The organism is Pseudomonas sp. PDM02, from assembly GCF_014852285.1.
Taxonomy (GTDB): Bacteria; Pseudomonadota; Gammaproteobacteria; order Pseudomonadales; family Pseudomonadaceae; genus Aquipseudomonas; species Aquipseudomonas migulae.
This window is the reverse complement of the sequence record NZ_JACVBL010000003.1, coordinates 15,856-30,793: the sequence shown is the minus strand read 5'-3', so window position 1 is coordinate 30,793 and position 14,938 is coordinate 15,856. Positions and strand designations below refer to the sequence as shown.

The window sequence follows — 14,938 nt, the reverse complement described above, 5'->3', positions numbered from 1 at the left end:
TCATGGAGGAAACGCGATGCCAAACTCAGACCTGCTCCCTGCCCTGCTATTCAAGATCAACGAAAACCAGCTCGCCCTTGAGGCCTCCATCATGGAGCTCACAAACTGGGTCGAGCAGCGTGGTGCAGCGGAGGTTGCCGATAACGTCCGGGGCGCCCTAGTCGCGATTGATCGTAACGAGGAGTTTATCAAAATGACGCTAGCGGTGCTGATGACACCCGAGTGATTGCAATCGGCCTGAAGCTGTAAAAACTCATGATTACAAGTCAAGACACATTACCTACATTCAGCCTTTGGAGTTGACATGATTAAATTTACAATGGCAACTGGCATTCTAACCATTTCTGTAGGATTACTCCTTGCTCTTCCTTCACTTGATGCTAATTCAGCAGAGCGATGGACACTTACTAGTTATAACCATAAAGGAGACCCAAAAAAAAAGGTTGAATCTAGCTATCCCTCAGAGCAAGAATGCAAGGCTGCGAGAGCGCACTATAACGCCACCCATGGAGATCGCTTCTCTACTTGTGATAGAACCTAAAGAGTACGAATGTAGCTCTTCGCTGATTCAACCGGATATTTTTGCGGCGTGCAGGTGTTGGACTGATTCGTGGCTACTTCAGACATTCCATAAAGTAGGGAGAGTGATTGGTAGCCCTGGACCCTTTACTTCATTCGCCGCCGCTCATCTCCGGCCTCCCATGTTGATTACGAGGTTCGATTCCCTTCACCGCTCCACTATTTTCAAGTCCTCCAGCCCACCCCGCTCCAACTAGATGTCTGTTACGGTGTCTGTTTCTCGTTCTCCCAGACTTCACTGCTACGCTAAAACCTCCACCGAGGATTCGCGATGCCTAATTCAGATCTACTCCCTTCCCTGCTCTTCAAATTCAACGAAAACCAGCTAGCCCTCGAAGCTGCCATCCTGGAGCTGTCCAACTGGGTCGAACAGCGGGGCTCTGCTGATGTCGCCGACAACGTTCGCGGAGCTCTGGACACCATCGACAAGAACGAAGAATTTATAAAGCTGACGCTTGCGGTTTTGATGGCACCGGTGTGATTAAATCCCACCTAATTCGGCCCAGCCTCGTGCCAATGGGCCTTGCTCGCATCGCAATTGATTGTCGGCAGCTCGGGCAGGCGCTTACCGAACATTCGGCTGCAGCAGATCTCCTGTTTCCACCGACCCGGCTCATACCAATTCCAGGCAAGCGGTACCGGCCAATTCCCGAGCGGACTTGATGCCTAAAAAAGTGCGCCCTCATCCACCGGCGCCCAGACTTCGGTCGCTTCGGTATTGCCCAGCACCGAGTCACGCTTGTGCACGTCGGAGATATACACCACGCCGCCGTTTTGCAGCTGCAGGCGCTTGGCCCTCTGGTTCGCCAGCTTGGCCAGAGTTTTATTAGGGGCAATGTCGACACCCACCGGATGCCGTACAACGCAATACCTGGCTGCGCAGCCGGCACCCGAGGGAGAGACGTGGTCAGGACCTGTGTTGATCTTCCCCTATCACGAATTGAGCCAAGAACACTACTGCATTAAATAAAACTGGGCCGACTGAATTATTTTGATTTTGTTAACACAATCGTCGCTTCGACATCGCCTTTACGAGAACTGGTAATAAAATCCCTGGTTATGAATGGCTGATCATTATAGTAAGTCTGAACTCTACCGGACACACCCGCTCTACCGCTAAAATTAATCACAGTAAACTTATATTCGCCTTTCGGTGCATCAAGCGGAACGGAGATATTTTCCGGTCTAACACCCTTGGTATCATCAATGTCTAAAGTACATTCCCCTCGTGCAGACTGCATCTTGAAATTACAGGTATTTCCGGATGGTGTTTCGACCCTCAGATCAAGGTCAGTACCAGCCTCCCACGTGAGCGTCGCCATAAGTGAAAGCTTTTCGATATCAGCGTTTACTTCCACTGTTGAACATTTCTCATGAGCGCATACTTTTATTTCATTTCGCCCTGACTTTAGAGCGACCTTGGTGTCAAACGAGCCCGTATCGGATGTCATCACTTGTTGGCTGGCACCATTAAACTGCACGTTTAACACACTATTTTTAGCATAACCTTGCGTATCTCCGGAAACCTCAATTATTCTAGAGGAGGTGGTGGCTTTGTTAGCAGGAGATAAAATCCTAACTGGTTGCGCTTTGATTTTTTTATTCAAATCATCTAGCTCAGTTAACGCACCGAGAGGCCCTTTTGATGCAGCAGCGGCAGGGGCTGGCTTACCACTCTCAAGCTCACCAAATGCATTTTTTATAGTACTTGAAGTCTTATCTGACTCAGATACTTGACTAGCTTTTTTCTTTGGATCTGGTCGTTTACATACAAAGGTTGCTTGTGTCACCTTGCATTCAAATTCACCAGAACTACCACACTGCTTACATTGCTCATAACCTGCAAACTGCAGCTTACCGAATCTCCACTCAGCTCCCAGTGCTTCGCACTCGCGATGAGCATCATTAAGTGCACCAGTGTGTGCAAGATTCAATGCGATGGGGCGAGTGTGGCAGGTTTCAGTACTGCCCTCTGCAACGATGACCTGTGTATCCGCCGAGGTCGACTGAAGAGGAATCACACACAATAATGAACCGTAATAAAAAGCCAGTTTTAAACGGCGAGCGCTGCGGAACACTGATTGAATATTTAACATAACAACCTCAGCAGAACATAAAAACCAAAAACCAGACCACGATAAAAATCAATCACCAATAAATCAATGCATAACTCACTGCTTACCTAGCATCTCAACTACCTCGTTATAGTGAGCACCTTTCTTTCCCCACTCATTGAGATATCCTTCTGCCAAATTCATAACCGATTTTTTCCGACCTGTTTTATCTAACGTGAAGATATAGTAATAGGCAAGAACCTCATCAATCTTCATATTATTTGCATCCAGCGCCTTAAACACACGTTGGAATCGCGGCAAAGCTTCTTCATACTGCTCGCTTTTAAGTAGACCAGTAATTTTTTTCATTTCTATTTCAAGCGCGATTTCCTTATCCATACCCGGATACAGTTCAAATTTCTTCGGATCATCATAAACAAACTGAAAGGTGTAATTTGTCAGCTTATTAAAATCACCTATTGTTCTTGGTGCTTGATTCTTCGTACCCGCGACAAAATCAAACGAGACATAATCTTTAGTTTTCACACCCGAATTCAAAACATACCCATCTAAGGAAAAAAGATCGGCACTTGAACTAGGAGGGTCATATTTTATTGAAAACGTCTCGCCAACATCTAAACCATGATGATACATCAAGGATAGATTGGGAAACGATGCGGTATTAAAACAATTCGGTTGATTTGAATAGCAAGGGTGACTGAACCCGAATATATCTTCATAAACAGTTTTGCCATCAAAACTCACCACATTCCGATCATAAGCATGGACATGGTTCATTGCCTTTTTCACAACCATCCGCGCAGAGTCAGGAAGTTTAGTGAGCAACGTATCTTCAGACAGAGGTTCATCATTAGAAAAACAATTAGTGCTGATCAAGCTTACCAATGTTAGCGCCACGAGCCGTATTGTACTTATCCGCAACGATAGTTTTTTCATACAACTCCCCATGCTTTATTAGTTTCTGTCTATGCGATATCAATATGACATGAAAATATCTGTTCGCCAACCATGGTTAAAAAATCAAGATGAAATTCAAATGTTAATTGCCAGGGGGCGTAGACAAGTCACATCTACAAAAATTAAAGCAGACATAATTTTCTGCCTAAAACAATCCCCCTAAAGCTGCAGGTTCCCAGTTCATGACAATCAGTTCGCCAGTCAACTCTGCCTTCGCCTGTCGCTGGTTTGTGGTGGTGTAACGGATATCCAAGGTTTCGAAGTGGAAGCCGTCGAACACGCGGCGGATGTCTGGATGGTCGTTGATGCTGACCATCACCCTGCCCTTGCAGCGACGCATGAAGTCGGCCATTCGCTCGTAGTTCTCGAACGGGAAGTCCACGCCGTAGCCAGCGGTCTGCCAGTAAGGGGGGTCCATGTAATGGAAGGTATGGGCACGGTCATAGCGTTCGGCGCATTCAAGCCAGGGAAGGTTTTCGACGTAGGTACCGGACAAGCGCTGCCAGGCGGCCGAGAGGTTTTCCTCAATCCGCAGCAGGTTGATGGCCGGGCCAGTGGTCGCGGTGCCGAACGTCTGCCCTGTGACCTTGCCGGCAAAGGCATGGTGCTGCAGGTAGAAAAACCGTGCGGCGCGCTGGATGTCGGTGAGGGTTTCGGGGCGGGTCATCTTCTGCCACTCGAATACCTGGCGTGAGCTGAGTGCCCATTTGAATTGGCGCACGAATTCTTCTAGGTGGTTCTGCACGACGCGGTACAGCGTGACCAGGTCGCCATTGATGTCGTTAAGGACTACAACCGGTGCTGCCTGGGGTCGCATGAAGTACAGCGCGGCGCCGCCAGCAAAGACTTCGACGTAGCATTCGTGTGGTGGAAAAAGCGGGATGAGGCGATCGGCCAGGCGGCGTTTTCCGCCCATCCAAGGGATGATGGGTGTGGACATTGAGAGCAAGACCTTTACTGTATGGATAAACAGGTGCTAGGCTCGCCGCGCTTTGTGCACGGAGCAAGAGCCTTGGCTGGACTTGCAGGGGCAATCTGCAGGGACGGCGACCGGGATGGATGTTGACGCATCCACTCTGGTCGCTCTTTTTCACTTCGGTGCTGCGACTTCTTTGGCATAGGCCTGGCAGGCCGCCAAGGCGATCAATCCTCGATCGCCGGCGTCGGTGATGCCGATAATTCGTTGAGCATGCGCTGGGTCAAGTTGGGCTCTTGTGGGGCCATGAACCACGCCGCCGGTGGCGGTGGTGGCTGGCACTGAGCAGCCTTTGGCTGACTCGGTGGCATCGAGTAGGACTGACAGGCGCACATCAGCAGTGGCAAGACGGTCGCGCAGGCGACCTTGATCACGTTGGGCATCGTTCAGGGCTCGGTAATGGGTTTGTTCGCTGGCTGACAGTCGCTGCTCGAGCGCCATGCGTTTGTCTTGCTCGGCACGTTGTTGAATGGCAGCGGCCAATGTCAGTTGACTGAGGGTTTCCGCCTGCAGGCGGGCTTGTTGTTCCAGCTGCTGACCGTGGCGCCAGTCTTGAACCTGCCAGGTGATCGCGACTGAACCACCGAGCAGCACAGCCAACAACACACCCACCGCAAGCAGCCGATACGGCGCCGGGATCAGGTCGACGAGACGCATAGCACTGCCCTCGCCCGCTCCCACAGCTGCAACCGATCTTGCAAACCATTCAGTCCACCATTGATCCGGCGGGTGATGCTATTGAACTGGTCACGGTCGGCCAGTTCGTTGAGGCCGTTTTGCGCCCAGAACCAGGCGGCGGATTCGGCGGCCCATTGCGGCAGTTCGAGCAACTCTGGGGTACGCAACAAGCGCTCGTCATCGAACAGGGCCAAGCTGCATAGACGATAGTTGTTGCAACCGGTGATCTGGATCAGGCCCCGACCGCGATAGCGCTGGCCATCGCCGTCCGCTTCCGGGGTGTTGCCCAGTTTCTCGGCCAGATTGCCGGTGTCGTACTTGCTCAGGTACTGATCGCCGCCCAACTCGCGGACGTACTGCAGTTGGCCGGACTCGTGCCCGAGCTGGGCCAGGAACGCGGCCTGACGTTTCGGCGTATTGATTTGCCGGTGGGCCATGGCGGCGTTGAGTGCGGAAACAAAAACGCCCGCTTGGCGGCGGGCGTTGGGCATGATGCGTTGTAGCTGTTGCTCTGTGATGGACATACAAACTCCAGACATAAAAAAACCGCTCGCGGCGGGTTAATGGGGACGCAAAAGCATTAGCCGAGATTGACGACCTTGACCGGCTTCACCTCCTTCTTTTTCTTGCCCTTGGCCTTGGCTTTGCCCTTGTTGCCGCCGTTGCATTCGACCGTGGTCGACCAGCCGGATTGGGTGTAGACCTGCTCGACCGAGTCTGCGAGATACTCGCCATCGAGCCCAACCTTGAAGCCTTGAGCATTGATCGGCCGTTCGGCAAACAGATCCGTGCGACCGGGCATTTCGAAACGCACCCCGGCCCCGGAGCGGTTGAACGCCGCCAAACGCGCCTTGGCCGCGGACTCGGCGGCGGTCTTGTTCGGGTGAATGTGCCGATCGGTGTGCACCGACGGCAGGCCCGCCGGCGCGTCGTCGTTGTCCAGGGAGACAACCGACAGCTTGCCGCCCTTCTTGTCTTGGTGCTTGGTGGCCACCTTGCCGTGCGTGTTGCGATCGCCCAAGCGAAACTGCCAGCGACTGACGTCCTTGCGGGCGATGGTGAACCTAAGCACCTTCCTCGATGCTCTGCTTGAGCGCAAAACCATGGCCCGCATCAGAAGTTCAAGTCTGATCACCAACCAAGCAGGCCTGCGCATGAGTTACGCCATGCTGAGAAATCGGTGGGATGAAGCCCGAGAAAAAGCAGCCACGAAGGCGGTAACTGAAGGTGACATAACGCTTGCCGCCGCGATCCGTCAGTTCCAGTTCCGCGACATCCGTCCAAAAGCTGCCAGCGAAATTGCCGATATTAATCATGCTAGCCGGCTGCTCGGCCACTCAACGCAGGAAATGACGAAAAAAGTTTATCGCCGCGTTGGAGAAATCGTCCAACCGACCAAATAGATTACGCCCAACAGTTAGACACCTCTAGCTTAATCGGCAGCTTGTATTAAATCCCCCCTGTTGAAATTAACAAGGAGACCCTAAAATTTTATATTTTAGAAAAGCATTTTATCACCACACCATTACCTTTAATCTCTTTTTTCACCGGATAGTCGCGTATAGCGGATTCACCACTTAGAAAATAAACATGAATATCGCACTCACTGTTATTCCATTCTGGCGCCAACCCAAAACAATCCATCCCGCTGGAAAAGGTTAATTGCAGTCTGTTATTCAGGTGAATGTGTCGATCATGCTTATCGCTCATTTCCTTAAAATTCGGGTAATAACAATTTATCGTTCCATGCGGCCTAACTTTCTTCAAAGATTGCTGCACTACTTCTTTCGTCAGAGAAGAGTTACCATTACTGTCGAACTCGCTAATGATAGTTACACATACATTTTTATGAGCAGCTCTGATTACCGTTTCAAGAAAACAAAGAGATGACGCTTTGAGATATCGATCATAAATCACAACCTGAGTTTCGTTTGCAAAAAAGTCCCTCAGTATATTGTGCTTATAACTTGTAGACGAATTCAGTGAAAAATGCGCTACAATTTTGTGGCCACAAAGGCTCTCTATATCAATTTTGTCTGAAGTATTAGAAAGCCTCAAACCAAACTGCTTCGCTTTCACAGCTATCGAAGGCGATGCGGCGTCTCTAATTAAATGCTGACCGTTATAATAAGCTGCTCCCACATAGTGACATTCTAGATCTTCAGGCTCAGCCAATGAATACTCTGAAAGTTCAGCCTCAGAAACCATCCTAAGTCTCTGTGGTGTTGAGTAAACACGATTCAACCAGTCCTTACTCATTCCGCTACCGTCTAAACTAATCTTGCTTCCATAGTCATCAACTATTAATTTAGTAATCGCCAAGATCGAAGGGCGCAGCACATCTTCCAGTTCTGCGTTCTGACCCGAGAAAGCAGCCAGTATCGCTTCCGCATCAATAGCAAGTCTCATCCCAGAAAACTCTTCTTCAAAGACACTTTAAAATTACTGCCCATAGACGCAATTTTATTTTTTACGATCTCACTCGAAATCTTATAACTTTCATCAAAAAATCCGTCTGGCCACCCCCCTTCAATTTCCCCCCATTGATTCAGCTTCATATTTGTCACAGCGTCATCTTTATGGAAGTAATATATCCTTATATCTTCCGATGATATTCCAACAGCTGCCGTTTTTTCGATAGGAGTGACGTCGACACCATCATTTTCCTGAACCGAATCTGCTAGCTGCCCCTTTGAGATTTGGAGTTGCAAACCCTTCAGGATATGCTCGCTATGGGTTTCAATAATAAATTTAACTCCAGACCTAGCCGCCGCCGTAAGGAAGTTTGCAAACGCCACTTGCGCCTTCGGATGTAAATGAAGCTCCGGCTGTTCAATAATTAGAGTCTCATCCGGCTCCATAGATGCAGCCTGGACGAGTATCGGTAATACTTGCGAAAATCCGAACCCCACATCCGATATTGAATCCACCCTTCCAGCAGTTCTAACCTTTAGGCGGACAACATCTTCACTTTGTTCAACGCTGATCTCATAACCCGGAAAAAGCATTTCGAACCAATTTAAAAAATTTCTATACCTTGCCTGATGTAGTTTGTTTTTTGTATTGTCCTTTTGCGCGCGCCTATGAAGGTACGACAATGCCAACGGTGTCGTGTCACCGGTCGGACCTACATCTGAAGTATGAGAGGAAATTTTATAGCTTCGAAAAGGACTCATTCTTAGAGGTCCAAGATAGAATATCTTAGATAAAAACTTCCCCGTCTCATCCATTGCACGATTATATTGATAAAACTTGAAAAAACTTCGACCAATACCTTTTTTAGTTTCGTTATGCCGTTGAGATATTTTAAATTTTTGATCGAGATTTACTTCTAATGGCTGACTAGAAGAGGAATAATTTTCTTTTATATTATTGTCAAAAGCCTCACCACTAAACATGGAGATGATAGACTTAGGATCCACACTATAGTGAAAATAACTTCTTGTCCGAGGCCTGGAAACCTTAAGAGAGACTGAAGGACTAGAAATCGTCTCCATCCCATACTCTGGCGATATCTTTACAAGATCAGCTAAGTCCTCCCCATATGTCGTTTCAGTGAACGAGAAAAGTTTAGCCTGGTTAGTTGAGGCATCATGCTCGTACGTAAATTTTTGTTCCGTTTCGTGCCTGGGCTTTTGTTTGACCTTAGACTTTTGTCCGCGCTTATAATTAAACTGATATGGAGTGTATTCTGAACTACGAAGAGAAATACTAAATTTTTCTTTTATATTGTGGTTTTTTATATAATCTTTATATAAGCCTAGATCTACAAACTCACCCTGCGCATTCCACACTTGATATTTATTGCTCACCAAAAACGTTTGCATTAAACCGAGCAGAGCCCGTATCGAAGATGTCTTGCCCGAACTATTCTCCCCATAAATCAAAGTTATAGGGCACCTCAAATCCAACTCCAAGGAAGAGAATTTTTTGAAGTTTTCAACTTTAATGCTATGAATGCTCATTTACGTCCCTGTTCAATACTAATACGGACTAAAAAATGACAAACGTAGCGTTTTGCCACCGTCGTGTCTATCGTTTTGCAGAAGAATCTTAGACAGCGAGCGGAATCGCGCCCAGCCCAGTCAGCTCACACATTAAAAAAGCATCAATGATGATGGCGACGGGGTTTACCCGGCGGGAATATGAGGAGCGTCAAATGATCCAGTGACGAAGCGTATGTTGTCGCTGGACAGTGACCCCAATCTTCCCCTCTCTCCCAGTGAGCTTTTACGTTCACGATATAATTGCACCGATCATCCGACGTTGCGGAACTCCGCCCAAAAAATGCGGAACACATGAGTTTTCTAAAGGCAATAAAAAACCCCGTAGATCGTTGATCTACGGGGCTATTTATAGTGGAGGCCGAGGTCGGAATCGAACCGGCGTAGGTGGATTTGCAATCCACTGCATAACCATTTTGCTACTCGGCCTCAAACATCTGATGTCATGTAGCACAACACCAAACGCGTACAGTCTTGGAGAAGATCTAGATCTAACTCCTTGAAAACATTGAGCTTTTTCAGCGGTCAGTGCTTTCGATGGCGTGAATTATGTACTGATTTCCGAAGACTGGCAACCCCTTGATTTCAAAAAAAAATTTGCCGGGTGCTTTGCATGTTGCGACGCAGGCTCAACGCTTCGCCCGCGCGCACCAATACGGCTTCAGCATGCCCCCGGCCCGCTTAGTGCCCGCGAATGTAGTACTCCAATTGCCGGATCAAATCGGCCTGCTCGACAATTGCCTCTTTGACCAGGTCGCCAATCGACAACAACCCGATCAGCTCGCCGCTATCCAACACCGGCAGATGCCGCAGGTGGCTGTCGGTCATGACTTCCATGCAGCGCTCGATGCTCTGCTGACTGTCGGCTGTCACCACCGGCGCGCTCATGATGTCGCGCACCGGCGTGCCGACCGAGGAGCGTCCCTGTAGAACGACTTTGCGCGCATAGTCGCGCTCGCTGATAACGCCGACCACCTGCCCTGCTTCGATGACCGGCAGCGCGCCCACATTCTTCTCGGCCATCATTTTCAGTGCTTCAAGCACCATCTGGTCTGGCGCGATGCTATGCACGTGCTGGTTTTGCACGACTTTCAGTTTCAGCAGCTGTGCGGCTGTTTTCATGGATGCCTCCGCTATCGTTGCTTATTGCCGATGCTTGACCTCAAGCCAGCCCGACTTCCACCACGCTGCCGTTAAGCCGCACCGGCCAGACCCGCAAACGTTGCTGCGGGTACTCCAGGCAACTGCCGTCCTCAAGACGGAAATGCTGTTTGTAGATCGGTGAAGCAACCACGAGATCACCCTTGATGCTGCCGACCAGCCCGCGCCCGATGACGTTCGCCCCGGATTGAGGGTCATGGTTGTCGATGGCGTAGAGGCTTCGCCCCTCCGCGCCCGGCAGGTAGAACAGCGCCACTTGTGCGCCGTCGAGCCACACGACGACGCCGGAGTTAGAGACAAGGTCCTGCTGCTCGCACACGGTTTGCCAGACATCGCTGTCGGCCAGGGAATCGATGCGTTGGGTAGTGGACTGGCTCATCAGGCAATCTCCTCGGTGACAGGGATCAGGTTGAGTTCGGCAGCCATGATCGGGCGCCGTTGGCCGCGTTCCTGGACAAAATGGATGTCCGGGTCCGGGCGTTTATCGTTGACGAAGGTCCGGAAGCGCTTGAGTTTTTCCGGGTCTTTGAGGGCGTTGGCCCACTCGCATTCGTAGCGGTCGACTACCAGTTGCATCTGCGATTCGAGTTCGGCACCGAACCCGAGGCTGTCGTTGATGATCACCTCTTTGAGGAAGTCGAGGCCGCCCTCCAGGCTTTCGCGCCACACCGAGGTGCGTTGCAGTTTGTCGGCGGTGCGGATGTAGAACATCAGGAAACGGTCGATGTAGCGGATCAGCGTGGCATCGTCCAGGTCTGTGGCGAACAGCTCGGCGTGGCGCGGGCGCATGCCGCCGTTACCGGCGATGTAGAGGTTCCAGCCCTTCTCGGTGGCGATCACGCCGACGTCTTTGCTCTGGGCTTCGGCGCACTCACGGGTGCAACCGGACACTGCGAACTTGAGCTTGTGCGGCGAGCGCAATCCCTTGTAGCGGTCCTCGATGGTCAGGGCCATTTGCACGCTGTCCTGCACGCCATAACGGCACCAGGTGCTGCCGACACACGACTTCACCGTCCGGGTCGATTTGCCATAGGCGTGCCCGGTTTCGAAGCCCGCTTCGATCAGCTCGGCCCAGATGTCCGGCAGTTCATGCAGCTGCGCGCCGAACAGGTCGATCCGCTGACCGCCGGTGATTTTGGTGTAGAGGTCGTATTTTTTCGCCACCACACCGATCGCGATCAGTTTGTCGGCGGTGATTTCACCACCGGGAATGCGCGGCACCACAGAATAGGTGCCGTTTTTCTGCATGTTGGCCATGAAGGTGTCGTTGGTGTCCTGCAACGGCACCAGCGATGCGTCCATGATTGGCTGGTTCCAGCACGACGCGAGAATCGAGCCCACGGCCGGCTTGCAGACGTCGCAACCGGTGTGGCCGCGGCCGTGTTTAGCCAGCAGTTCTTCGAAGGTGATGACCCCTTCTACGCGGACCAGCGCATACAGTTCCTGACGGGTATAGGCAAAGTGTTCGCACAGGCTTTTGTCGACACTGACGCCCCGGGCGATCAACTCATGTTCGAACACTTGCTTGAGCAGGCCGGCGCAGCCACCGCAGCCGGTGCAAGCCTTGGTCTGAGACTTGAGCAGGCCCAGGTCGGTGCAGCCGCCATCGATGGCCGAGCAGATGGAACCCTTGGTGACGTTGTGGCACGAGCAGACCGTGGCCGATTCGGGCAACGCGCCCGGGCCCAGGGTCGGAGCGCCTTCGGATGACGGCAGGATCAGGCTGGCGGGTTCCCCCGGCAAGGCAATCGCGTTCTGCATGTATTGCAGCAGCGTGTCGTAGTAGCTGTTGTCGCCGACCAGCACCGCGCCGATGACATGCTTGCCCGAGGCATCCACCACCAGCCGTCGGTAGCTGGCCGTGGTTTCGTCGATGAACTGATAACTGCGTGCGCCCGGCGTGTTGCCGTGGGCATCGCCGATGGAGCCGACGTCGACGCCCAGCAGTTTGAGTTTGGTCGACATGTCGGCGCCCAGAAACGGCTCTGCCGTGTCGTTGCACAGACGTGCCGCCACACCGCGCGCCATCTGGTAACCCGGCGCGACCAAGCCAAACAGGCCGCCGTTCCAGGAGGCGCATTCGCCGATAGCGTAAATGTCCGGATCGCTGGTCAGGCATTCGTCATTGATCACTACGCCGCCGCGCGGGCCGATTTCCAGCGCGCATTGCCGGGCCAGCGCATCTTGTGCACGGATGCCCGCCGAGAACACGATCAGGTCGGTTTCAAGAAACTCGTCGTTGGCGAAGTTCATGCGGTAGCGATATTCCTCGCCCGCGCTGATCGATTGAGTAGAGCGCGACAGGTGCACACCGACGCCGAGTCTTTCGATCTGCGACTTGAGCGCGAGCCCACCCATTGTGTCCAGCTGCACCGGCATCAGGCGCGGGGCGAACTCCACCACATGCGCTTCCAGGCCGAGGCTTTTCAGGGCATTGGCGGCTTCAAGACCCAGCAGGCCACCGCCGACCACGACGCCGCGTCGGGCATTGGCTGCTGCGGCACGGATCGCATCGAGGTCTTCAAGGGTTCGATACACTAGGCGCGAATCGCCTTCGGCACCTTCGACTGGCGGCACAAACGGGTAAGAGCCGGTGGCCAACACCAACTTGTCGTAAGGGATGCTGCCTTGCGCGGTAATCACCTGGCGACGGGTGCGGTCGATTTCCAGCACCGGCACACCCAAATGCAGGGTGACGCCCGGCGTCTGGTAAAGCGACGCATCGGACAGCGCCAACGATTCGGCATCACGCCCCGAGAAATACTCGGACAGATGCACGCGGTCGTAGGCACGCATCGGCTCCTCGCTGAAGACGTGCAGCCGATACTGGTCAAGCGCGCCCCGCTCAATCAACTGCTCGACGCAATGATGTCCGACCATGCCATTGCCGATCACGATCAGCGTTTGCACTTTGTTCAACGCGGCAACATTGGAATTCATAAGAAGCACCCGGCTAAAACGGTTCAAAAAGCAAAAAAAAACGCCTGAAACCTTGCGGTTCCAGGCGTCTTTGCCTGTTCTTTTGCGGTGTTAGCACCAGACGTCTATGCCTGATCCACCGATGTTGCCCATGATTCGATCGTCGTTGACCGAGGGGGCTGCCCACTCGACTGCGTTTATGGTGGGCCTGTCCGGTGTATTGCAGTGTTTGTGCCAGATCGCGAAAACGCTGATTGCGCAGCGTTTTTCAGGCGCGAGCAGCGAACAGGCTCCAGAGTTTTGCCTTCGCATAGTGCAGACCGAGGCCTCACGGCTTTATAAAAGTGCATTCATGGGCATTACAGGTATTTGAGCCAGGCGATGTCGCGACGTCGGGCCTTCAGCCCGGAGAACCAACGGACCGGGCGATAAAGCGCAATGGCCAACAGGATTGCGGCGATCCAAACCGCGCCTACCGAGTCGAAACCGAAGTACGTGCCCTGATTCAATCCGAACAGCGCTACAGCGATGAGATACAAAACCTTCAGTACGTAGAGGTGCAACAGATAGAAGAACATCGGCGCTGATCCAAACACCGTCAAGGGACGCAGCCATTGGCTCTTCTGCAAGTGCTCAAACCAGAGAAGCAGCAAACATCCGAGGCTCAGGGTCAGCGCAATAAACAGCAGCGACGGCGGATATTTGGTGATGTTGAAAAAACTCATCAGTGTTTGCACGGACGTATCGCCAACGCTCCATGGCTTCTCGCCATAGCCGTTGAGCAGCCGCAGTACGACGAAACCGACCAGCCCCAAAACGCCACAGAGCAGCAACTTGCGTTGGCGTCCCTTGGCCTGCGCCGCTCGCCCGAACCACGGGCCCATGGCGTAACCCAAGCCAATGACTCCTATCCACGGCAGCACCGGATAGGACGTGCGCAACCGAAACCCTTCGGACAGTTCGATCCAGCCGCGATCATGGAGAATCGCCCATGGCACGTGCATCGCCGACTCGATCGGAAAATGCAGACCATCCAGCACGTTGTGACCGGCAATGATCGCCAGGCTCAGGAGCAACAACACCGGACGCGGCAGCCAGACCATCACCGACAGGGCCAGCATGCTCAAGCCGATGGCCCAGATCACCTGCATGTAAATGACGGTCGGCGGAAACTGGAACGTCCAGGCGAAGTTCACCAGGGTGAACTCAAGCACCACCAGAAACAGCCCTCGCTTGAACAAGAAGCTGCAAACGTCGGCCTTGCCGGCGTACTTCTCACCGTACAGCCAGGCCGACAGACCGGTGAGCAGCACGAAGACCGGCGCGCATAAATGAGCGAGCGTGCGACTGAAAAACAGCGCCGGCTCGGTCGTGGTGATGTCCATCGGATCGGACACTTGCCGATGCAGGAAAAAGGTTTCGCGGACGTGGTCGAGCAGCATGAACAGAATCACCATGCCCCTCAATGCATCGATGGAAAGAAGCCGGCCAACTGCCGTGCCGGTGGAGCGAGAAGGTGCAAGGGTCATGGATGTTTCGCAACGCAAGGGGTGAATAAACGTGTCCCGCAGGACAGCCTGCCGGGCACC

14 protein-coding genes, 1 tRNA gene and 2 pseudogenes are annotated in these 14,938 nt (G+C 52.4%); 3 read left to right on the top strand and 14 right to left on the bottom strand.

What is annotated here, in order from left to right; all coding sequences use genetic code 11:
• The first annotated feature begins 16 nt into the window (after positions 1-16).
• Positions 17-226 (top strand): hypothetical protein, encoded by a 210-nt coding sequence (locus tag IB245_RS06525; RefSeq protein WP_192227035.1) that lies wholly within the window; start codon positions 17-19, stop codon positions 224-226.
• Between the two features lie 624 nt (positions 227-850).
• Positions 851-1,060 carry a hypothetical protein gene (locus IB245_RS06520; RefSeq protein WP_192227034.1) on the top strand — a complete coding sequence of 70 codons (210 nt, stop codon included), beginning with the start codon at positions 851-853 and terminating at the stop codon, positions 1,058-1,060.
• A gap of 59 nt (positions 1,061-1,119) precedes the next feature.
• On the opposite strand, the pseudogene IB245_RS06515 reads toward IB245_RS06520, so the two are convergent.
• The 7 genes and pseudogenes from IB245_RS06515 to IB245_RS06485 form a co-directional block, all read right to left on the bottom strand.
• Positions 1,120-1,477: pseudogene (locus IB245_RS06515) on the bottom strand (DNA polymerase V subunit UmuC); the annotation flags it as partial.
• Positions 1,478-1,565: 88 nt separating this feature from the next.
• Positions 1,566-2,675, bottom strand: a complete 1,110-nt coding sequence (locus tag IB245_RS06510) for a hypothetical protein (RefSeq protein ID WP_192227033.1) — start codon at positions 2,673-2,675, stop codon at positions 1,566-1,568.
• A gap of 75 nt (positions 2,676-2,750) precedes the next feature.
• A complete protein-coding gene (locus tag IB245_RS06505) occupies positions 2,751-3,590 on the bottom strand; it encodes a hypothetical protein (RefSeq protein ID WP_192227032.1) in 840 nt (279 codons plus the stop codon).
• A gap of 166 nt (positions 3,591-3,756) precedes the next feature.
• Complete coding sequence (locus IB245_RS06500; RefSeq protein WP_192227031.1) at positions 3,757-4,551, bottom strand: DNA adenine methylase; 795 nt, start codon at positions 4,549-4,551, stop codon at positions 3,757-3,759.
• A 150-nt stretch (positions 4,552-4,701) separates the two neighbouring features.
• Positions 4,702-5,244, bottom strand: a complete 543-nt coding sequence (locus tag IB245_RS06495) for a lysis system i-spanin subunit Rz (RefSeq protein ID WP_192227030.1) — start codon at positions 5,242-5,244, stop codon at positions 4,702-4,704.
• Entirely contained in the window at positions 5,226-5,789 is a 564-nt protein-coding gene (locus IB245_RS06490; RefSeq protein ID WP_192227029.1) for a glycoside hydrolase family 19 protein, read from the bottom strand. The genes IB245_RS06495 and IB245_RS06490 overlap by 19 nt, the downstream gene beginning before the upstream one ends.
• A 56-nt stretch (positions 5,790-5,845) precedes the next feature.
• Positions 5,846-6,325: pseudogene (locus tag IB245_RS06485) on the bottom strand (late control protein); the annotation flags it as partial.
• A gap of 43 nt (positions 6,326-6,368) precedes the next feature.
• Between IB245_RS06485 and IB245_RS06480 the strand changes: the two are divergent.
• Positions 6,369-6,668 carry an integrase gene (locus IB245_RS06480; protein ID WP_192227028.1) on the top strand — a complete coding sequence of 100 codons (300 nt, stop codon included), beginning with the start codon at positions 6,369-6,371 and terminating at the stop codon, positions 6,666-6,668.
• Between the two features lie 88 nt (positions 6,669-6,756).
• On the opposite strand, the gene IB245_RS06475 is transcribed toward IB245_RS06480, so the two are convergent.
• From IB245_RS06475 to IB245_RS06445, 7 genes are all read right to left on the bottom strand, one after another.
• Entirely contained in the window at positions 6,757-7,674 is a 918-nt protein-coding gene (locus IB245_RS06475; RefSeq protein WP_192227027.1) for a hypothetical protein, read from the bottom strand.
• Entirely contained in the window at positions 7,671-9,230 is a 1,560-nt protein-coding gene (locus IB245_RS06470; RefSeq protein WP_192227026.1) for an AAA family ATPase, read from the bottom strand. The genes IB245_RS06475 and IB245_RS06470 overlap by 4 nt, the downstream gene beginning before the upstream one ends.
• Positions 9,231-9,624: 394 nt before the next feature.
• Positions 9,625-9,698: transfer RNA gene (locus IB245_RS06465), tRNA-Cys, on the bottom strand.
• Between the two features lie 252 nt (positions 9,699-9,950).
• On the bottom strand, positions 9,951-10,391 hold the full coding sequence (locus IB245_RS06460; protein WP_008029579.1) for a CBS domain-containing protein: 441 nt from the start codon (positions 10,389-10,391) through the stop codon (positions 9,951-9,953).
• A 40-nt stretch (positions 10,392-10,431) separates the two neighbouring features.
• Positions 10,432-10,809, bottom strand: coding sequence for a nitrite reductase small subunit NirD (gene nirD, locus IB245_RS06455; RefSeq protein ID WP_192227025.1), 378 nt, complete (start codon positions 10,807-10,809; stop codon positions 10,432-10,434).
• Positions 10,809-13,370: a nitrite reductase large subunit NirB gene (gene nirB, locus IB245_RS06450; RefSeq protein ID WP_192227024.1), complete on the bottom strand. Its 2,562-nt coding sequence runs from the start codon at positions 13,368-13,370 to the stop codon at positions 10,809-10,811. Before nirB ends, nirD begins: the two co-directional genes overlap by 1 nt.
• A gap of 338 nt (positions 13,371-13,708) precedes the next feature.
• Positions 13,709-14,878, bottom strand: coding sequence for a DUF1624 domain-containing protein (locus IB245_RS06445; protein WP_192227023.1), 1,170 nt, complete (start codon positions 14,876-14,878; stop codon positions 13,709-13,711).
• Between the last annotated feature and the right edge of the window lie 60 nt (positions 14,879-14,938).